21 protein-coding genes, 1 tRNA gene and 1 pseudogene are annotated in these 19447 nt (G+C 71.8%); 15 read left to right on the top strand and 8 right to left on the bottom strand.

The genetic code is table 11. From position 1 onward, the window contains the following. Window positions 1-34 precede the first annotated feature (34 nt). Window positions 35-589: pseudogene (locus WFK95_RS01995) on the top strand (hypothetical protein); the annotation flags it as partial. Window positions 590-793: 204 nt separating this feature from the next. On the opposite strand, the gene WFK95_RS01990 reads toward WFK95_RS01995, so the two are convergent. Further along, window positions 794-1375, bottom strand: a complete 582-nt coding sequence (locus tag WFK95_RS01990; protein WP_336669723.1) for a TetR/AcrR family transcriptional regulator — start codon at window positions 1373-1375, stop codon at window positions 794-796. Window positions 1376-1475: 100 nt separating this feature from the next. Here WFK95_RS01990 and WFK95_RS01985 point away from each other — a divergent pair, with 100 nt between their 5' ends. The 3 genes from WFK95_RS01985 to WFK95_RS01975 are packed head-to-tail and all read left to right on the top strand — an operon-like array spanning window position 1476 to window position 5657. Continuing rightward, window positions 1476-2507, top strand: coding sequence for an ABC transporter permease (locus WFK95_RS01985; protein ID WP_336669722.1), 1032 nt, complete (start codon window positions 1476-1478; stop codon window positions 2505-2507). A gap of 3 nt (window positions 2508-2510) precedes the next feature. Continuing rightward, entirely contained in the window at window positions 2511-3767 is a 1257-nt protein-coding gene (locus WFK95_RS01980) for a pyridoxal phosphate-dependent aminotransferase (protein WP_224649806.1), read from the top strand. 9 nt (window positions 3768-3776) lie between these two features. Continuing rightward, complete coding sequence (locus tag WFK95_RS01975) at window positions 3777-5657, top strand: YibE/F family protein (protein ID WP_336669721.1); 1881 nt, start codon at window positions 3777-3779, stop codon at window positions 5655-5657. Between the two features lie 78 nt (window positions 5658-5735). Here WFK95_RS01975 and dcd read toward each other — a convergent pair whose 3' ends face one another. Next, window positions 5736-6302 carry a dCTP deaminase gene (dcd, locus tag WFK95_RS01970; protein ID WP_224647672.1) on the bottom strand — a complete coding sequence of 189 codons (567 nt, stop codon included), beginning with the start codon at window positions 6300-6302 and terminating at the stop codon, window positions 5736-5738. Between the two features lie 80 nt (window positions 6303-6382). On the opposite strand from dcd, the gene WFK95_RS01965 reads away from it, so the two are divergent. The 3 genes from WFK95_RS01965 to WFK95_RS01955 all read left to right on the top strand — a co-directional run bounded on the left by WFK95_RS01965 (window position 6383) and on the right by WFK95_RS01955 (window position 7328). Then, window positions 6383-6967: a hypothetical protein gene (locus WFK95_RS01965; RefSeq protein WP_336669720.1), complete on the top strand. Its 585-nt coding sequence runs from the start codon at window positions 6383-6385 to the stop codon at window positions 6965-6967. A 75-nt stretch (window positions 6968-7042) separates the two neighbouring features. Beyond that, window positions 7043-7116 (top strand) — tRNA-Gly (locus WFK95_RS01960). 29 nt (window positions 7117-7145) lie between these two features. Continuing rightward, entirely contained in the window at window positions 7146-7328 is a 183-nt protein-coding gene (locus WFK95_RS01955; protein ID WP_224647674.1) for a hypothetical protein, read from the top strand. A 387-nt stretch (window positions 7329-7715) separates the two neighbouring features. Here WFK95_RS01955 and WFK95_RS01950 read toward each other — a convergent pair whose 3' ends face one another. Both WFK95_RS01950 and WFK95_RS01945 read right to left on the bottom strand, forming a co-directional pair. Then, window positions 7716-8576: a hypothetical protein gene (locus WFK95_RS01950; protein WP_336669719.1), complete on the bottom strand. Its 861-nt coding sequence runs from the start codon at window positions 8574-8576 to the stop codon at window positions 7716-7718. A 20-nt stretch (window positions 8577-8596) separates the two neighbouring features. After that, window positions 8597-8968: a PLD nuclease N-terminal domain-containing protein gene (locus WFK95_RS01945; protein ID WP_224647676.1), complete on the bottom strand. Its 372-nt coding sequence runs from the start codon at window positions 8966-8968 to the stop codon at window positions 8597-8599. A 78-nt stretch (window positions 8969-9046) separates the two neighbouring features. Here WFK95_RS01945 and WFK95_RS01940 point away from each other — a divergent pair, with 78 nt between their 5' ends. Together WFK95_RS01940 and WFK95_RS01935 are read left to right on the top strand one after the other, a co-directional pair. After that, window positions 9047-9370 (top strand): hypothetical protein, encoded by a 324-nt coding sequence (locus WFK95_RS01940; protein WP_336669718.1) that lies wholly within the window; start codon window positions 9047-9049, stop codon window positions 9368-9370. After that, window positions 9367-10146 (top strand): S-methyl-5'-thioadenosine phosphorylase, encoded by a 780-nt coding sequence (locus tag WFK95_RS01935; RefSeq protein ID WP_374201318.1) that lies wholly within the window; start codon window positions 9367-9369, stop codon window positions 10144-10146. The genes WFK95_RS01940 and WFK95_RS01935 overlap by 4 nt, the downstream gene beginning before the upstream one ends. Window positions 10147-10149: 3 nt before the next feature. Here WFK95_RS01935 and WFK95_RS01930 read toward each other — a convergent pair whose 3' ends face one another. From WFK95_RS01930 to WFK95_RS01915, 4 genes are all read right to left on the bottom strand, one after another. Further along, complete coding sequence (locus WFK95_RS01930; RefSeq protein WP_224647678.1) at window positions 10150-10488, bottom strand: hypothetical protein; 339 nt, start codon at window positions 10486-10488, stop codon at window positions 10150-10152. A 72-nt stretch (window positions 10489-10560) separates the two neighbouring features. Beyond that, window positions 10561-11052 carry an SRPBCC family protein gene (locus tag WFK95_RS01925; RefSeq protein ID WP_224647679.1) on the bottom strand — a complete coding sequence of 164 codons (492 nt, stop codon included), beginning with the start codon at window positions 11050-11052 and terminating at the stop codon, window positions 10561-10563. Window positions 11053-11077: 25 nt separating this feature from the next. After that, entirely contained in the window at window positions 11078-12463 is a 1386-nt protein-coding gene (locus WFK95_RS01920; RefSeq protein WP_224647680.1) for an aspartate aminotransferase family protein, read from the bottom strand. Window positions 12464-12612: 149 nt separating this feature from the next. Then, window positions 12613-13347, bottom strand: a complete 735-nt coding sequence (locus WFK95_RS01915) for an IclR family transcriptional regulator (RefSeq protein ID WP_224647681.1) — start codon at window positions 13345-13347, stop codon at window positions 12613-12615. Window positions 13348-13519: 172 nt separating this feature from the next. Here WFK95_RS01915 and WFK95_RS01910 point away from each other — a divergent pair, with 172 nt between their 5' ends. The 6 genes from WFK95_RS01910 to WFK95_RS01885 are packed head-to-tail and all read left to right on the top strand — an operon-like array spanning window position 13520 to window position 19447. Then, window positions 13520-14554 (top strand): NrtA/SsuA/CpmA family ABC transporter substrate-binding protein, encoded by a 1035-nt coding sequence (locus tag WFK95_RS01910; protein ID WP_224647682.1) that lies wholly within the window; start codon window positions 13520-13522, stop codon window positions 14552-14554. 1 nt (window position 14555) lies between these two features. Then, window positions 14556-15404: an ABC transporter permease gene (locus WFK95_RS01905; protein ID WP_224647683.1), complete on the top strand. Its 849-nt coding sequence runs from the start codon at window positions 14556-14558 to the stop codon at window positions 15402-15404. Continuing rightward, complete coding sequence (locus WFK95_RS01900) at window positions 15401-16222, top strand: ABC transporter ATP-binding protein (RefSeq protein ID WP_224647684.1); 822 nt, start codon at window positions 15401-15403, stop codon at window positions 16220-16222. The genes WFK95_RS01905 and WFK95_RS01900 overlap by 4 nt, the downstream gene beginning before the upstream one ends. Next, complete coding sequence (locus WFK95_RS01895; protein WP_224647685.1) at window positions 16219-17247, top strand: ABC transporter substrate-binding protein; 1029 nt, start codon at window positions 16219-16221, stop codon at window positions 17245-17247. Before WFK95_RS01900 ends, WFK95_RS01895 begins: the two co-directional genes overlap by 4 nt. After that, window positions 17244-18287, top strand: coding sequence for an LLM class flavin-dependent oxidoreductase (locus WFK95_RS01890; protein WP_336669717.1), 1044 nt, complete (start codon window positions 17244-17246; stop codon window positions 18285-18287). Before WFK95_RS01895 ends, WFK95_RS01890 begins: the two co-directional genes overlap by 4 nt. Next, window positions 18284-19447, top strand: a complete 1164-nt coding sequence (locus tag WFK95_RS01885; RefSeq protein WP_224647687.1) for an LLM class flavin-dependent oxidoreductase — start codon at window positions 18284-18286, stop codon at window positions 19445-19447. Before WFK95_RS01890 ends, WFK95_RS01885 begins: the two co-directional genes overlap by 4 nt.

The raw sequence follows: 19447 nt of genomic DNA, 5'->3' as shown, positions 1-19447 counted from the left end.
CGACTGGCTATCGCTTCTGCGGCAGGATGTACGCGTGCCTGAGTACGTGACTTACGAGGAGTTCGGGCGGCGGTTCTTCGAGATCGCCGTGAACGAGGAGCGCGTGGGCTCCGCGTTCGCCGACATCGCCGGCGGCGATTTCACCGTGGGCCCGATCCCGTCGGGCCCCGGTGGGATGGCCAAGGTGTGGGCGCAGGTGGAGATCGACGAGCCGCAGCTCACGCGCCAGGTGGGCGAGCTCATCACCTTCACGGTGAAGATCCCGCTGCGCATCGGCCTGCTGATCGACCTCAAGGTCGACCGGATCCGCTACGACGTGGCCGGCCTCATCACGCTCCCGCTCACGGTGCGCGCCGCGGCGCCGCTGGAGCTGCGCATCGAGGTCGACCCGCCGAAGCCCAAGGACGTGTGGGTCGACGTCGAGTCGCGCACCATCCGCGGTTCCATCGTGCGCGTCGTCGCCAGCGTCGACTCGGAGATCCGGCGGTTCATCGCGCAGTACGTCGCCGAGGAGATCGACAAGCCGGAGATCAAGAAGGCGCGGATCATCAACGTCTCCGAGGAGCTGGGCCGCGCCTTCCACAACCTCGGCGACGACGAGGACCCGCAGACTCCGCCCGCAGCTCCCGCCCCGGCATCCGCTGCCCCGGGACCGACAGCGGCGGCACCCGAGGTCATCGAGCCGACCGAGATCCTGCCCGCGCCGGGCGACCGGCTCTAGGAACCGGCCGATTCCCGGCTCGGGGCGACGTATTTCGATCGTCGGCCCGAATTCTGCGGGTTTCGGGACGCGTCAGCCCGCGTCTCCGTCGACGATGCGCTGGATCGCGGCGCCGTAGGTCGCCACCAGTTCATCGGCCGAGGGCTCGACGAACAGCGGCGCGGCGATCAGGTACCGCATGAAGGCCAGCCCGAACATCGTGCTGGCAACCACGCGCGCCGTCTCGATCGAGATCCCCGAGTGCCTGGTCAGCGTCGGGATCATCACCGACGACAGGAACTCGCCGAAGGTGTTGGACGCGCCCTCGTCGGCGTTCACCGCGGCGCGCAGCAGCGCCCGGAAGGCGTCGGAGGTCTCCTGCCCCTCCCAGACCGTGAGCGCGGCCCGCACGAGCCGCTCCCCCACGCCCTCGCGCGGGCCGTCGAGCGCGGCGGTGAAGATCTCCTCCGGGTCGACGGGCATGCTCATCACGCCCCGGAACAGGCCCTTCTTGTTGCCGTAGTAGTACGAGACCAGCGCCACGTCGACGCCCGCGCGCGCGGCGATGGCGCGGATCGTGGCGCGGTCGTAGCCCACCTCGGCGAAGAGCTCACGCGCCGCCTCGAGGATGTCCGCCTTCGCGGTGCTGACGCCCGCCCGTCTCCCTGTGGCCATGCGCCGATCCTAGCAGGATTTCAACGCCTGTTGACTTCCGTGTCGCCGCAGTCGTACTCTCGGATTCATCACACGTTGAATTACTTGGAGGTGCTCCACCATGAGCAAGTCCCACGCTCAGCTCGCGGCGGTCTTCGCCGGGCTGGCGATCGCCATCCCGCTGATCGTCCTGCTCTTCACCGGCCCCGCCTCGCACGGCAAGCCGCACGACCTGCCGATCGGCGTCGTCGGCCCGGCGAGCGCGGCGCAGCAGGTCGAGCAGCGGCTCGACGCGCAGCAGCCCGGCGGTTTCGCCGTCCACGCCTACGAATCCGAGGCCGCGCTGATGCAGGCCGCGAAGGACCGCGAGGTCTACGGCGGCATCGTGCCCGCGAGCCCTGCCGCCCCGGGGTCGCAGACCAAGGCCGTCGTCGCGAGCGGCGCCTCGCCCGCCGTCGCGCCGATGATCACCCAGATGGCCACGGCCCTGGCCCAGGGCCAGAAGGTGCAGACCGTCGAGGTGGCTCCGCTCTCCGCCGACGATCCGCGCGGCGCCGGCTTCGGTTCGATCGTGATGCCGGTCTTCCTCTCGGGGATGGTGCTGGCGCTGGCCACGGTGATGATCGGCGGCCATCCGAAGATCGTCGCCGCGGCCCTGCCCGTGGGCGCGGCGGTCATCGGCGCCGCCGCCGTGGGCGCGGCCATGTGGATCGGCGTGCTGCCCGGCGGCTTCTGGGGCCAGTGGCTCGCGATGAGCGCGGGCATGCTCGCCATCGGCGCGACGGTGGCAGGGCTGGTCTCCCTGCTCGGCACGAAGGGCATCGGCCCCGCCGCACTGCTGTTCATGCTGGTCGGGATGCCGCTGGCCGGCATCGCCATGCCGCCGGAGTTCCTGCCGCACGTCTGGGCGGTCCTCGGCCAGAGCCTGCCGATCGGCGCGACGGGCACCGCGCTGCGCAGCGCGGCCTTCTTCGCCGACGGTTCCCTCGTCGGCGCCGGGGCCGGCGCGGCCTTCGCGGTGCTGGGCGCCTGGATCGTCGTGGGCTACGCCCTGCTCGTGATCGGCGCCGCGAAGCACCGGGCGCAAGGCGGCGCACCGTCGGACAAGGGCGAGGTGAGCGAAAAGGATTTGCTGCAGCCTGCGACGATATAGCCCATGAGCCGACCGCATGTGCCCCACATCCGCACCGAACTCAAGCCGCTCGAGCAGTCCGCCAAGCTGCAGAACGTGCTGTACGAGATCCGTGGACCCGTGGTGGCACAGGCGGCTCGGCTCGAGGCGCAGGGGCACCGCATCCTCAAGCTGAACATCGGCAACCCGGCGACGTTCGGCTTCGAGGCGCCGGACTCCATCGTCCGCGACATGATCCACGCGCTGCCCACCTCGCAGGGCTACAGCGAGTCCCAGGGCATCGCCTCCGCGCGACGGGCCGTGGTGACCCGCTACGAGGAGGTCCAGGACTTCCCGTACTTCGACATCGGCGACGTCTACCTCGGCAACGGGGTCTCCGAGCTGATCACGATGACGCTGCAGGCGCTGCTGAACAACGGCGACGAGGTGCTCATCCCCGCGCCCGACTACCCCCTGTGGACCGCCATGACGTCGCTCTCCGGCGGAACCCCGGTGCACTACCTGTGCGACGAGGACAACGGCTGGAACCCGTCCGTCGAGGACATCGAGGCGAAGATCACACCGCGCACCAAGGCGATCGTCGTGATCAACCCGAACAACCCGACGGGCGCCGTCTACTCGCGCGAGACGCTGCAGCAGATCGTCGAGGTGGCGCGCAAGCACTCGCTCCTCGTGCTGGCCGACGAGATCTACGACCGCATCCTCTACGACGACGCGAAGCACATCTCCATCGCCGAGCTCGCGCCGGATCTGCTCGTCTGCACGTTCAACGGCCTGTCCAAGGCGTACCGCGTGTGCGGCTACCGCGCGGGCTGGATGGTGCTCACCGGGCCGAAGGACCACGCCTCCGGCTTCATCGAGGGCCTGACGCTGCTGGCGTCGACGCGCCTGTGCCCCAACGTCCCCGCGCAGCACGCGATCCAGGTGGCGCTCGGCGGCTACCAGTCGATCAACGACCTGATCCTGCCCGGCGGGCGGCTGCTGGAGCAGCGCGACGTGGCCTACGAGAAGCTCAACGCCATCGACGGGGTGAGCTGCGTCAAGCCCCAGGGCGCGCTGTACGCCTTCCCCAAGCTGGACCCGAACGTGCACGAGATCCGCGACGACGAGCAGATGGTGCTCGACCTGCTCAACCAGGAGAAGATCCTCCTGGTGCAGGGCACCGGCTTCAACTGGGCCACGCCCGACCACCTCCGCGTCGTCACCCTGCCCTGGGCGCGCGACCTCGCCGAGGCCCTCGATCGTTTCGGCAACTTCCTGAGTTCCTACAAGCAGAAGTAGGGTGTCGGCGTGACAGCCGACCACGACCACGACCTGCACGACGACCCCGCAGCGCACGTGCACAGCCACTCGCTGACCAACATCTCCCTCGGGAGATGGGCGTCCCGGGTCGTGGTCGGCCTCCTCGCCGTGATCGGCGTCCTCGTCGTGGCCGGCGTGATCCTGCTCTGGCCGTCCCAGATCCGCGTCAGCGTGCCCTCGGGCCCGCAGTCGCCGACGCTGGCCAAGGGCGAGGTCTCCGAGCAGCTCGTCGGCGACTGCGACTTCTCCCCGTCGGGGAACGGGCAGCTCAGCGACGCGGAGCGCCATCCGGTCCTCAACCCCGACGGTGGCTGCCTCAACAGCTCCGTCAAGATCACCAGCGGCCCCGACGCCGGCAAGTGGACGATGTTCTCCATCGGCACGCAGCGGATGAACGTCTCCGCGGTGCCCGGGAAGGCCTCGCCGGACGCGGCACCGTCGGGCATCGACCTGTCTCGTCCGGCGACGCCCGGCACCGGCCAGCCCGACCTCGCGCCCGGCACCAAGATCATGATGAGCTGGAACGGCGGCGGCGTGGCCGGCTCGCCGTCGAATTACGCCTTCTACGACTACGCGCGCGGCGTCTCGCTGTGGGTGTGGGGCCTGGTCTTCGCGGCCGTGGTGATCGCGGTGGCCCAGTGGCGCGGCCTGCGGGCGCTGCTGGGGCTGGCGCTCTCGGGCGTGGTGATCGTCTTCTTCGCGCTGCCGTCGATCCTCGACGGGCACTCGGCCGTCTGGGTGGCGCTGGTCGCGTCGGCGGTGATCCTCTACCTGGTGCTGTACCTGGCGCACGGCGTCTCGCTACGGACGTCGGCGGCGTTGTTGGGCACGCTCTGTTCGCTCGCGGTGTGCGGCGTGCTGGCCTGGCTCGCGACGGCCACCACCCAGGTCACAGGATTGAGCAGCGAGGACACCACGAACCTGCAGGCCTACGCCTCGACCGTCTCGACGTCCGGCGTGCTGCTCGCGGGCTTCGTCATCGGCGCGCTGGGCGTGCTCAACGACGTGACGATCACGCAGTCGTCGGCGACCTTCGAGCTGGCGAAGCTCTCGCCGAAGTCGTCGCGGCGCCGCACCTTCCTCTCCGCGATGCGCGTGGGCCGCGACCACATCGCGTCGACGGTCTACACGCTCGTCTTCGCGTACGTCGGCACGGCGCTGCCGCTGCTGCTGCTGTTCTCCATCGCGGGCCGGCCGCTGGGCCAGGTGCTCACGTCGGATTCCGTGGCGATCGAGCTGGTCCGCGCCTTCGTCGGCGGCATCGGCCTGGCCCTGTCCGTGCCGCTGACCACCGCCATCGCGACGCTGCTCGCGAAGCCGAAGCGGGTCGCCGTGAGCGCCGAGGCCGCGAAGCGCTACACGCAGAGCCATCCCGACGCCGACCCGTCGGAGATCCGGGTCCGCGAGCGCCGCGCCGCGGCCGCGAGAGCGGCGAGCGCGGCGGCAGCCACGACCACCGCGGCGGCCGCCTCGACGCCGGCCGAGGAGCGGGTCGAGCAGGAGACGCCGGCGCCCGCCGCGCCGCCGACGGGGCAGCTGCCGGTGGCGCCGCCGACCGGACAGTTCCCCGTCGCGCCCCGCCCCGCGACCCAGCGCTCCGAGGGCCACACCGGCCCCCGCGCCGCGGCCCCGCGCCCCGAGCGTCCGACGGCGGCACCGCGTCCCGAGGCTCCGCGTCCCGAAACACCGCGCCCTGCACCGTCGCAGCAGGTCACGCCCCCGTCGCCGCCGGAGCCGCGGCCGGGTCGGCGGCGCCTGCCGGACGAGCCGATCCCCGCGCCCCCGCGTCCGCAGCCGCGCCCGCCGGTGCTGCCGGATCCGCCCGCGCAGGACCCCCCGTCGCGCCGGGGCCGGCACTCCGCCGACTGAGACGAGCAAGTCCGGTCATTCGTCCTCACGATCGTGAGAACGGATGACCGGACATTCGGCGGCGAGCCCGCCGGGCGATCAGCTTTGGAAGTTGAGGTACGCCTTCGAGGGCGTCGGGCCGCGCTGGCCCTGGTACTTCGAGCCCACGGCGGAGCTGCCGTAGGGGTTCTCGGCCGGGCTGGTGAGCCGGAACAGGCACAGCTGGCCGATCTTCATGCCCGGCCACAGCGTGATCGGCAGGTTCGCGACGTTCGACAGCTCCAGCGTGATGTGGCCGGAGAAGCCGGGGTCGATGAAGCCCGCGGTCGAGTGCGTGAGCAGGCCGAGGCGGCCCAGCGAGGACTTGCCCTCGAGGCGTCCGGCCAGGTCGTCGGGGAGGCTGCAGACCTCCAGCGTGGAGCCGAGGACGAACTCGCCGGGGTGCAGCACGAAGGGCTCGTCCGGGTCCGGTTCGACCAGGGTGGTCAGCTCGTCCTGCCGCTGCTTGGGGTCGATGTGGGTGTAGCGGGTGTTGTTGAACACCCGGAACAGGCCGTCGAGCCGCACGTCCACGCTGGACGGCTGCACCATCTGCGGGTCGAAGGGATCGATCCCCAGGCGGCCGGATTCCACATGGGCGCGGATGTCGCGATCGGAGAGCAGCACGGGTTCAGCGTAGGGCAGGCCGCGCGGGCCGCGAGCGTTGCCACGGGTAACGATCCCCGGTCGCGGACCGACCACAGAGCATGAAGCCCGCACGGATCGTGCTCCCCGCCCTCCTGGCCGTCGTCCTGACCGCGTGCGGATCCGGGTCCGACGGTCCGCCGACAGGCACCGTTCCGCCGCCGGTCACGGCGCCCGAGACCGGCGTATCCGTGCCGGTCACGGCCTCGGACACCGTCTCTCCCACGGCCACGGCCCCGCCGGCGGGGATCGTCGCCGATGCGCCCGAGCTCTACCGGCCCGCCAACGGCCAGGGCGTGTACTTCTTCACCCCGAGCCGCAACATCGCCTGCGGCCTCGACGCCTCGACGGTGGGCTGCCAGGTCTTCAAAACCAGCGTCATCCCGCCCGGCGCCGACTGCGACCACGGCACGATGCCCCGCGACCAACTGTCGAAGGGCTACGTGTCGGACAAGGGCGGCGCGTTCACCCCGTCGTGCTTCAACCAGGGCCTGTTCTTCATGGTCGTTCCCGAGCAGAAGACCCTGCAGTACGGGCACAGCGTCACCGCAGGCGGCATGACCTGCGTGTCCGAGGCCCGGGGCGTGACCTGCCGGCGGGGCGAGCGCGGATTCTTCGTCTCGGCGCAGAGTTTCGACCGGTGGTGACGGCCCGTCGCGGCCGACGGTGCCCGTGCTAATGTTGCCGGTACGCGCGACCCGTTCTTCGACGGTGCCGCGTCTGCCGATGTAGTTCAATGGTAGAACTCCTGCTTCCCAAGCAGGTAGCGCGGGTTCGATTCCCGTCATCGGCTCCACGAACCCGCGGTATGTATGATCGCGAATCATGGATAACGCGATGCTGCGACTCAATGCTGCGGTACTGGTGGGGATGGTCGTACTAGGCCTCGGCGTCGCAGCCTGGAACACCGCACACGAGCTGACGTTCGTCTTCCTCGTTCTCGCCGGCTCTGTACTGCTCGGCTGCGAGCGCATCGCCGTCGCGATCAGGGCGCGCGACCGTGACTGAGTCCGCGGAGAAGCCCGCGTTCCGTGACTTATTGAGGGCGTTCCTTCGGCGTCCTGGCGTTCTACCGGCATTGATCGTGCTCGTGGGTCTGCTGATGCACGGCCTCATGGTCTGGCAGCCGTGGGCATCGCCTCAGGGCGACAAGGTCGTCACTTGGAAAGATCCGTACGGGAAGAACGACGACACGGTGACGTGTGTTTCGTACAAGGGCGCGGTCACCTGCAATTGGCGGTGACCCGGCGTGGCCGCGCGTCACGCACGTCGAGCGCGACCTCCGACGATGCACATCGACGGCGGCTCCGATGACGGCGCGGATTTGAACCCCGGATCGTCAGTCCTCGTACGGATTCCACTGTGCGCCAGTGCCACCGGTTCGCACGTGATCTCCTACGCCGTCACGCCGGTCTCACACCGCGCCACCTGATCGGCGTAGAGCTGCGCATTGGTGACGATGAGGAAGGGCAGGACGACGATCTGCCCGACCACCCACCCGACGGTCGCGAACAGCAGGCTGGCGAGACTCTGGGAGGCGAGGTCGTCCCCCGGGCCCTGGACCCCGGAGGCGAGCGAGAACGGCAGGCTCACGACGGTCGAGACCACACCCAGCAGCAGGTAGGTGCACAGCACCCGGCCGAGCAGCCGCCAGTACCCGCGACGCTGGAGGGCGAAGGCGCCCCACAGCGCGTCGACGGGCCGCAGCTTCTCGATCACCAGCATCGGACCCGCGATCACCAGCGTCGGCAGGACGGCGAGCACGGCGACTGCGGCGAGCGCGAACAGCACCATCGTGGTCAGGTGCGCGGATTCCGGACCGGCCCGGACGGCGAGCGCGATCGCGGCCGCAGCAGCGACGACGATCGGCACAAGGACCACCACCACATCGAGGACACCCAGCCCCACGGCGGCCATGAGGCGCGGCCGGGCCTGCCGCCAAGCGAGGCGGAGCGGGGTCCGCTCGCCCGCGAGGTGCCGGACCGCAACGATGGAGCTGATCGCCGTCACGGCGACGCTGACCACCATCCACACGATCATCACGAGGAACGTGCCCGCAGGGTAGAGGCCGAGCGCCACCGCCACCTGGAGGCTGTCGCGGTCGGCCGTGGGCATCCAGCGCGGGTCCCCGATGAGCGGCAGGCGGGCGAGTACGCCGAGCGCCGCGATCGTGCTGATGAGCACGACCGAGAGCCCCAGCGTCGCGCCGGGGTTCGCGCGGAGCACCGCGAGGGAGGAGCGGTAGATGCTGCCCAAGCCGCGCGGCTGGGCGGCGTTCAGTCCTTGTCCTCGGGTGATTCCGAGTGGTTGCGGGCGTCCATCTCCTTGGCCCGGCGCCGCTGCTGCTCGGCGCGCTCGCGGCACTGCCGCAGGAACTCGTCGTCGTCGTCCGCGTACTGCGCGATGTGCCGGCCCGGACGCTCGTACTCCGGGAAACCCGTGGCGCGCGACGGTGCGCCCCCACCCGCGGGGGCGCCGACCGGCCGGCCCAGCAGGAACCAGATGAGCGAGCCGGCGAGCGGGATCAGGATGACGACGATCAGCCAGCCGCCCTTGGGCAGATGACGCACGCGGTACTCGTCCGAGACGATCACGTCGATGAGCGCGGCGACCCACATCAGCATCACGATCGCACCGAAGTACGGCATCTTGAACCCCCACCCTTAGGAAAACGGATAGCCGATGCTACCGCGAACCCCACAGCCGAATCGACCTATTGTGGCAGCGTGAGTGATCTCAGCTGGCAGGCGACCCGCGTCCTCCGAATCGGCAAGCGTTCCGGCGCCGTTCGGGGGCATCTCGAACTGACCGATACACACCTGAGGTTCCGCCCCGCGGGGGTGGCGTCGAAGCTGCAGGGCACGCCCTTCTCCGTCCAGCTCAAGCACGTCGCGGCGGTCGGCATCGTCGAGGAGACGGTCGGCCTGCTCAAGCGCACCCGGCAGCGGCTGTGCGTGACGCTCGGCGACGGCTCCGAGCAGTTCTTCGAGGTCGGGCGACCCGACGAGGTCGCCGAGGCCATCCGCGTCCGGCTCGGAGGCCGCGCGTGATCGGCGTGATCGGCGGCACGGGCCTGTACCGCTTCCTGCCCGCCGGGAGCGAACAGCGCACCGTCGACACCCCGTACGGGCGGCCGAGCGCGCCGATCACCGTCGGCGAGGTCGCCGGTCGCCAGGTGGCCTTCCTGCCCCGGCACGGCCGGGGCCACGAGTTCTCGCCGCACACCGTGCCCTACCGGGCGAACCTGTGGGCGCTGCGCAGCCTCGGGGTGCGCAAGGTGCTCGCGCCGTGCGCAGTCGGGAGCCTCGACGGTGCCGCCGGCCCCGGCACCATCGCGATCCCCGAGCAGCTCGTGGACCGGACGTTCTCCCGCCCGTCCACGTACTTCGACGGTGGCGGGGTGCACGTGAGCTTCGCCGATCCGTACTGCCCCGTGCTGCGCGCCGCGGCCGCGGCGCACGCGGACCGCGCCGATTCGACGATGGTCGTCATCGAGGGCCCGCGGTTCTCCACCCGCGCCGAGAGCCGCTGGTACGCGGCGCAGGGCTGGGACCTGGTGAACATGACGGGCCTTCCCGAGGCGGCGTTGGCCCGCGAGCTGAAGCTCTGTTATGCCTCGATCGCGCTGGTCACCGACCTGGATGCCGGCATCGAGGCCGGCGAGGGTGTGCGCACCGAGGACGTGCTCGCGCAGTTCCGCGCGAATCTGCCGCGGCTGACCGACGTGCTGACGAAGACGATCGCCGCGACCGATCCCGCCGCACCCTGCGACTGCGCCGCGGGCGATCACGACCTGCCGCCCGGCCTGGACCCGATCCGGGTCTGAGGCTCAGCCGTCCGCAAGGATCTTCGCGCGGGCGGCGGCGCGTTCGTCGGCGTCGATGACGCCGCGTTCCGCGAGGTCGTCGATCTCCGCGAGCCGCTCCTCGATCGATCGCTCACCGCCCAGCGCGCGGCTCTGCAGCGCCTGCACCTGCAGGTCGGTCTCCAGCGTGAAGTAGTCCTCGCCCCGGCTGGCCGCGGCGTTGTAGTTGCTCAGCCAGATGACCCCACGCACGACGAGGCTGATCACGGCGATGATCGCGATCGCCCCGAAGAAATAGGGGAACGCCGCGTCGAGGAAGGCGAAGAATCCGTCCTGCTGCGATTGCTGACCACCCGGGTTCATACGCCGACAGTAGCGGAAAATGCAGAATCCGCACGACCCGATTCGGCTGTGCGGATTCTGCAGTGCTGGTGGCTACGCCGAGCCGAGGTACCGCTCGGTGTCGCGCTGCAGCCACTTCACGACGAGCCCCACCGGGAGCCCGCTGAGGCCGATCACGCGGTCGCCGCCGACCGGCTCGATGAGCAGCGTCCAGGTGAACGTCGAGCCGCCGTCGGGGTGCGCCTCCACGCGGTACTTCTCCGCGAGCCGCGCCAGGCCGGGGGCGGTGGCGGACTGCACGTAGAAGGCCTTCTCGCACAGCGTCTCCGACTCCTCCCAGGAGTAGAAGAGCTCGTCGGCGCTGATGCCCGGGCCGAGGTGCACGCGGCGGGTGGAGCCGGCGGCGAAGGGCCGCGGGCTGGTCCACTCGATCTTGCGGATCCCCTTGCACCAGTGCAGGGGACGGTCCGAGGTCAGTTCACCCCACACCCACGAGACGGGGCGCGCGGAGCGCACCGAGAACTCGTACACGCCGGGACGCCCGGCCTGCAGTTCGGCGGGGAGGACGGGCTTGAGAGCGGGCATGTCGGGCTCCTGGCTTCTTCGGGGGTCAGACGGTGTGCGCGTCCGCGACGTTCAGCGCCTCGTCGATGATGGCGAGGCCCTCGCGGGCCTCCTCGGCGGAGACGTTGCACGGCGGCACGACGTGGATGCGGTTGTAGTTGGCGAAGGGCAGCATGCCGCCCTTCTTCAGCGCGGCGACGGTCTCGTTCATCGCGGGGCTGCTGCCGCCGTAGGGCGCCAGCGGCTCGCGGGTCTCCTTGTCGCGGACCAGCTCGATCGCGAAGAAGACGCCCTCGCCGCGGACGTCGCCGACCGACGGGTGCTTCGCCTTGAAGCCCTCGAGGGTGGGCCGGATGATCTCGTCGCCGATCGTCGCGGCGTTCTCGACCATGCCCTCCTCGGCCATGGCGTTGATCGTCGCGACCGCGGAGGCGGTGGCCAGCGGGTGGCCCGAGTAGGTGAGGCCGCCGGGGTAGGGCTTGTCGGCGAAGGTCGCGGCGATCTCGGCGCCGATGGCGACGCCGCCGAGCGGCACGTAGCCGCTGTTCACACCCTTGGCGAAGGTCAGCAGGTCGGGGACGACGGGGCCGGCGGCGGTGGCGGCGTGCTCGATGGCGAACCACTTGCCGGTGCGGCCGAAGCCGGCCATGACCTCGTCGGCGATCATGACGATCCCGTACTTGGTGCACAGCTCGCGGACGCCGGCGAGGTAGCCGGGCGGCGGCACCATGATGCCGGGGGTGCCGGGGATGGACTCGAGGATGATCGCGGCGATGGTGTTCGGGCCCTCGAGCACGATGGTGCGCTCCAGGTGCTCGAGCGCGCGCTGCGACTCCTGCTCCTCGGTCTCCGCGTAGAAGGATGACCGGTAGAGGAAGGGGCCGTCGAAGTGGGCGACGGACTCGCCGCCGAAGTCGCTGGCGAACCGGCGGGTGTCGCCGGTGACGTTGATCGCGAGCTCGGTGCCGCCGTGGTAGCTGCGGTAGCGGCTGAGCACCTTGCGGCGGCCGGTGTGCACGCGGGCCATGCGAATGGCGTGCTCCACGGCGTCGGCGCCGCCGTTGGTGAAGAAGACCTTGTCCAGGTCGCCCGGGGTGCGCTCGGCGATGAGCCGCGCGGCCTCGCTGCGGGATTCGTTGACGTGCTGGGGCGCGATGGTGCAGATCTTCGCGGCCTGCTCCGCGATGGCCGCGACGACCTTCGGGTGCTGGTGGCCGATGTTGGTGTTGACCATCTGCGAGCTGAAGTCGAGGAGCTTGCGCCCCTCGCCGTCCCAGACGTAGGAGCCCTCGGAGGCGAGGATCGTCATGGGGGTGATCTGCGCCTGCGCCGACCACGAGTGGAAGACATGGGCGCGGTCGAGCTCGTAGGCGCGGGCTCCTGCGGCGACGGCGTCGTCGAGGGTCCGGCCGTCGGGCAGCGTGTTCGTCATAGCTGTTCTCCAAGAAATGTCTGCGGCAATGCCGGCTGGCGATATCCGCGGGTATGCGCTGCTCACCTGGTCACGTCACGGTGACTGCAACGATACTCGCCGGATCCGCGGCTCTCTCGGGCCGGTGATCGGCCCCGGCGACGCCGGGGTCAGGCGAGCGCGTCGGCGATGTCGCGGGCCGTGGACCTGGCGAGTTCCACGTACATCGGCACGCGCTCGGGGGTCATCAGCTCCACCGGGCCGCGCAGGCCGAGGGCGAACCGGCAGGTGCCGTCCGCGCGCAGGACGGGGAGGCCGATGGTGCGGAATCCCGCGTCCAGCTCCTCGTCGTTGAAGGCGTAGCCGCGGTCCCGGGTCCGCTCCAATTCGGCGGCCAGCTCGTCCGGCCCGGTCACGGAACGGTCGGTGCCGCCCTCGTAGGGCAGGAGCTCCAAGAGGTCGTCGGCGGCGTCGCCCCAGACGAGCAGCGCCTTGCCCAGCGCGCTCGCGTGCACGGGGAGCCGGATCCCTTGCAGCCGATCGCCGTCCGCCTCGCGCCAGCGGCTCGTCGCCACCAGCACCGCGTCCCCGGCCTGCCGGATCGCGATGGACGCGTTCGCGCCCACCGTAGTGGCGAGCAGTTCGAGGTGCGGCTCCGCGCGGTAGGCCCCGTACTGCCGGTGCGCGAGCTGGCCGAACTCGGTGAGCGCGCCACCCACGCGGTACCGGTTGCCGTCCTTGTCGAGGAAGCCGGCGGCGACGAGGCTCCCCATCAGGCGGTGCGTGGTGCTCACGGCGAGACCGCACCGTCGCGCGACCTCCGAGACGCCCAGCGCGTCGCCGTCGCGGAAGCAGGCGAGGATCTCGAACGCCCGCGCGACGGTTTGCACCCCTGAATTCTCCACGCCGCCACCCTAGCGACGACCCGCTGAATTTTCCATAGAGCGGGAAACTTCTTGCTCGTCCGCCGGAAATCGGTGTCAAACATTCCGATCACCGGAAGGCAATGTCTACGCCTGCCGCCTCGCGCCGCCTAGATTCACCAGTCATCCGTTCCCCTTCGTGAGGAGTTCGACCATGACCGCCAACCGGTTCCGCGCCGGCGCCATCGCCCTCGGCATCACCGCCCTCGTGGCCGTCGGAACGACCGCGTGCGGCGGCTCGTCCCAGGAGCCCGCCGCCGGCGACTTCGTGCTCAAGGTGACCGCGCCGCAGAACGCCGGTGCGCTCGCCGTCGGCAAGCGCGACCACGTCTTCGACGACGCCCTCAAGCCGCTCGGCGCCCGCATCGAGTGGGTGGAGGCCCCGCCCGCGTTCAGCGCGAACCTCAAGCTGTTCAACGCCGGCCAGCTCGACGTCTCGGAGGGCGCGTACAGCCCCGTCGTCGGGGCGCTGTCGAAGAACGTGCCGGTCCGGATCGTCGCCGTGGCGCACAACGAGGACCGCAGCCGCAGCGGCATCATCGTCCGGCCCGACTCCGGCATCCGCTCCGTCGCCGATCTCCCCGGCAAGCGCGTCGCCGTCAACGCCGCCGCCAAGGGCGACTACATCACGCTGAAGGCGCTGCAGCAGGCCAAGATCCCCGTCGACCGCGTCGAGCGGGTCGCCCTGCAGCCCTCCGACGCGACGGCCGCCTTCTCGACCGGCAGGGTCGACGCGTGGGCGTCGTTCAACGACCCGTACGAGGAGGCCCGGGCCCGCGGCGGCGTCGAGATCGCCACCGAGGAGTCCATCGACTCGCGCGACCACACGATCCTCGCCTTCCGCACCGCGGTGCTGGACGCCCGGCCCGACGTGGCCGCCGCCTTCCTCACCGCGCTCCAGGGCCTCAAGGAGCGGCAGCGCACGGATCCGGCCGCCTTCCAGAACGTCTTCGACCAGGCCGGGCCCCGCGCCGTGACCGGCGACCGGCTCGCCCGCGCCATCGCCTCCGACAGGGTCGTCGGCGTGCCGCGCTACCCGACGGCCGAGGACGAGGCCGACCTGCAGTCGGTGATCGACCTGTTCGCCGACAACGCCGTCATCAGCCGCCGCGTCCCCGCCTCCGAGGTGCTGTACCCGCTGCGGAGCAAGGCGGCCGAATACAGCGCGGCCGCCGGCAAGGGGCGCTGACATGGCGGTCCTCGACCTCCGACGCCAGGCGTCGACGGTGCCCGACGCCCTGATCGTGCCCGACGTCCGCAGCAGCCGGCCGCGCTCGCGTGCGCAGTCGATCGCGCTGCGCCTGCTCGTCCCGGCGCTGCTCGTGCTCGCCTGGTGGGCCGGCTCCGCTTCGGGGCTGCTCCGGCCCGAGATCCTCGCCTCCCCCGGTCAGGTCGGCTCCGCGTTCCTCGAGCTGGCGCGGACCGGGCAGCTGCTGGACTTCAGCATCGCCTCCTTCCGGCGTGCCGGGGCGGGCGTCCTGCTCGGCGTCGGCGTGGGCCTGACGCTGGGCGTGATCTCCGGGCTGTCGGCCCTCGGCGAGGAGCTCGTGGATTCGACGATGCAGATCGTGCGCGCGGTGCCCTTCCTCGCCCTGGTGCCACTGTTCATCGCCTGGTTCGGCATCGACGACGTCTTCAAGGTCCTGCTCATCGCGGTCGCCACCGTCGCGCCGATGTACGCCTACACCTACCTCGGCGTCCGCAACATCGACCGCAAGACCGTCGAGGCGGCCCGCGAGTTCGGGCTCACCGGGCCGCGATTGGTGGCCGAGGTGGTGCTGCCCGCGGCGCTGCCCGCGATCCTCATGGCCCTGCGGATCTGCCTCGCGATCAGCATCACCGGCCTCATCGCGGCCGAGCAGGTGGGCACCAAGGAGGGCATCGGCTACCTGGTGACGCTGGCGCAGGAGTACAACCGCACCGACTACATGGTGCTGTGCGTCGTGCTCTACGGCGCCCTCGGCCTGATCTTCGACGCGATCGTCCGCGTCGCGGAGCGGTACGGGATGCCGTGGCGGCGACAGGTGGCGTTCCGATGAGCGCGCCTGCCTCCGAATCCGCGCTGCCCCCGCTCGCCGAGCGCGGCCCGTCGCCCGCCACCGCCGCCGATCGCCGCGCCGGCGAGCCCGTGGCCGTCCGGCTGACCGGGGTGCGGAAGAGCTTCGACGACAAGACCGTCCTCGACGACATCGACCTCACCGTGCACCGCGGCGAGTTCGTGGTGCTGCTCGGCCCCAGCGGCACCGGCAAGACCACGCTGCTGCGCCTGTTGAGCGGGCAGCTGGCGCCGGACGAGGGCACCGTCGAGGTCCCTCCCGCCCGCACGTCCGTCTACCAGGAGCCGCGGCTCATCCCGAACAAGCGGGTGCTGCGCAACGTCACCGTCGGCCAGCCCCGCGGCCGCGACACCGACGAGCGTGCGCTCGCCGCGCTCCGCGAGGTCAACCTCGGCGAGGAGGCCCGGCAGTGGCCCGCCACCCTGTCCGGCGGCGAGGCCCAGCGGGTCGCGCTGGCCCGGGCCCTGGTGCGCGAGCCCCGGCTGCTGCTTCTCGACGAGCCCTTCGCCGCACTGGACGCACTCACCCGGCTCCAGATGCAGGACCTGGTGGGCGATCTCGTCGCGCGGCACCGTCCCGCGGTCCTCATGGTCACCCACGACGTCGACGAGGCCGTCCGCCTCGCCGACCGGGTGATCGTGCTCCACGGCGGCGCCTTCGTGCTGGACGAGGACATCGACCTCGTCCGTCCCCGCGACCGCGCCGACCCCGCGGCGCTCGACTACCGAACCCGCCTGCTCTCCCACCTCGGGGTGGGGCGCGGGCACACACCGTCCCCTCGAGGAGAGGCCAGGCCATGACCAGCACGCTCACCGACACCCTCTGGTACACCCGCTGCCCCGTGCCCACCGCGAGCGGCGTCGCGCACGCCCGCGGCTGGCTCGCGGACGCCGCCGTCGACGCCGGGCTCACGCTGAGGGTGCTGCAGGACAGTGCCCCCGACGTCGCGGCGCGGCACTTCGACCACGACCTCCCCGGCCTGATCCGCGAGGGTGGCAACGTCCCCGCGCTCGCGGCCCGGGCGGAGGGCTCGCCGACCCGCCTCCTCGGACTCACCTGGATCGACGAGGCGCAGGCGATCGTCGTCCGGCCGGACTCCCCCATCGCCGACGCGGCGGACCTGCGGGGCGCCCGGCTCGCGCTGCCGACCTGGGCGGCGGACCGCGCCCGCAGCTTCCCGCGCGCGATGGCCCTGCACGGCTTCCGGAACGCACTCCGGCTCGCCGGCCTCGACGTCGCCGACGCCCGCCTCGTCGAGGTCCCCGCGGAGGGCGACCCGCAGGTCGTCGGCGCGGCCCGCTCCACCACGTGGGGCGTCGACCGGCTGATCGCCGGCGACGTGGACGCGGTGTACGTCAAGGGCGCCCGCGCCCGCGACGTGGTGCGCGAGCACGGGCTGCGCACCGTCGTCGACCTGGACGCGACCGCCGACCGCGCGGCGCGGGTGAACAACGGCACGCCCCGCCCGATCACCGTGCACCAGGCGCTGCTCGATGAGCGGCCCGACCTGGTCACGGACTTCCTCGTGCGCAGCCTCCGCGCCGCGGACTGGGCTGCGGAGCACCCCGGTGAGGCCCGCGCGGTGCTGCAGCGCGAGACCGGCTCCGCGTCCGAGGGCGCCGCCGCCGCGTACCCCGACCACGTGATCGCCGGCCTGCACCCCTCGCTCGACGAGGACCGGCTCGAGCTGCTCGGCCGCCAGCAGCAGTTCCTGCTGGCGCACGGTTTCCTCGCGGCCGACTTCGACCTGGAGTCCTGGGTCGCGCCGGAGCCACTGCTGCGCGCCCGGGCGATCATCGCGGAGCGCGCCGGGGTCACCCGATGACGGGCGTGGACTGGCGGCTCTCCGTCCGCGGCGACGCCCGCCGCGCGGGAACGCCGCCCACCCGCACCGCCTTCCGCGACCTGCTCGACGCCGTCGACGCCGCCGAGCTGGCGGGGGTCGACGGGGTCCTGGTGCCCCGCGACCCCGCCGGGGACGAGTCCTGGGTGGTCGCCGGCGCCGCCCTGCGCGCGACCCGGCACCTGCGGGTGACGGCGGAGTTCGACCCCACCTTCGGCAGCCCGGTGTACGCCGCCAAGGTCTCCGCGACCCTGCAGCGGCTCTCCCGCGGCCGGTTCGGCTGGCGGCTGCAGGCCGAGCCCGACGCGGACGAGGCTCGCACCCGCGGCGACGTGCTCGCGAGCGCGGAGCGGTACCGCCGCGCCGCCGAGTTCCTCGAGGTCGCACGCGGCGTGTGGAACAGCGACCCGGTGGGCGGGAACGGCTTCGAGGGCACGGGATTCGAGTACGACGGCGACCACTTCCACGTGGCGGGCGGCGGCTTCCGCGGCATCCTTTCGGGGTTGCCCTTCCCCCGCGTGGAGATCGCCGGGGACGACGGTGCCGCCCTCGCCCTGTCCGCCCGCCTCGGTGACGTGCACGTCTTCACCGAGCGACGGGACGCGCCGCTCGAGGACCGGCTCATCGCCCTGCGCTCCGCCGCCGCGGCGACGGGACGCACGGTGGGCGTCGCGCTGGAGGTGCCCGTCATCGCCCGCGAGACCGACGACGAGGCCTGGCACCGCGCCGACCGGCTGACCCGCCAGGCCGGCGCGGAGCCCGACGCGGCGGACCGCCTCGACGCCGTGCGCTGGGCGGGCTTCCGGGCCGCCGGTTTCGGCGACGAGATCGGTCTTGTCGGCTCGTATTCGACGGTGGCGCACCGCCTGCGGGAGTACGCCGAGGCGGGCGTCGACACGGTGATCCTCACCGGCCGCCCGCACATCGAGGAGATCCACCGCGTCGGCGAGCACCTGCTGCACCTGACCGACCCGTCGGCGCGCCTGCTCCGCGCGCCCCGTCCCGAGGAGGCGAACGCGTGACCGTCGACTTCTACTGGCGCATCGGCATGGAGGGCGACCACGCCTCCCTGCGCGAGCCGCGCCGCTACAACCGGGGCGAGGCGCAGGGCATCGGCCCCGGCAACATCGCCCCGGCGATCCGCGGCGGCGAGCCCGACGGCTACGCCTACATCGACCACGCCGCGGCGGTGGTGCGCGCCTCCGAGCGGGCGGGCTTCGTCGGCGGCCTGCTGCCGAGCTTCCCCGTCACCGAGGATCCGTGGGCCTTCGCGTCGGCCCTGGCCGCCGAATCGGAGACCTACCGCTTCATGGTCGCCTTCCAGCCGGGCTTCCTGCATCCCGTGCAGGCGGCGCGGATGTCGGCGACCCTGCAGCGCGCCACCGGCGGCCGGCTCGTCTACAACATCATCAGCGGGGGCGGCGGCCGCCCGCAGCTGTGGTGGGGCGACAAGGTGGACCACGACGACCGGTACGCCCGCACCAGCGAGTTCCTCGACGTGCTGCGCGGAGTCTGGCGGGGCGAGCCCCTCCACCACGACGGCCGGTTCTACCGCACCGACGGTGCCGCGCTGCCGCCGCTGCTCGCGGAGCAGTCCTTCCCCGAGGTGTACTTCTCCGGCTCCTCCGGCGCGGCCGTCGAGGCCGCGGGGCGGCACGCCGACTACTACCTCTCCTGGCTGGAGCCCTACGCCGACCTCCGCGCCAAGTTCGACGGGGTGCGCGCGCACTCGGAGAAGCTCGGCCGCACACCGAAGTTCGCGGTCCGGATCGATGTCGTCGCCCGGCACACGGAGGAGGCCGCCTGGGCCGAGATCGAGAAGGGCTGGGCGTTCGTCGACCGCGGCGCCGCCGAACGCGCCGCGCAGGGCGACTCCGTGGGCGCCGCCCGGATCGCCGGCTGGGTGCCCACCACCATCACCGGCTACCGCGACCTCGAGGTGCAGCCCAACGTGTGGTGCGGCTTCAGCCTGATCCGCGGCGGCCCGGCCTTCGGCCTCGTCGGCAGCTACGAGCAGGTCGCCGAGCGGCTCGACGAGCTCCGCGAGCTCGGCGTCGACGCCTTCATCCTGGCCGGCAATCCGCACCTCGAGGAGGCCTACCGGGTCGGCGAAGAGGTCCTCCCCCTGCTCCGGAGCAGCATTCCCACCGATCTGCGCGCGCCCGCCCTGCGCGCCGGATGA

Origin of the sequence: Tsukamurella sp. USMM236 (assembly GCF_037148755.1) — a bacterium.
GTDB lineage: Bacteria > Actinomycetota > Actinomycetes > Mycobacteriales > Mycobacteriaceae > Tsukamurella.
This window is presented reverse-complemented; position numbering and strand designations above follow the sequence as displayed.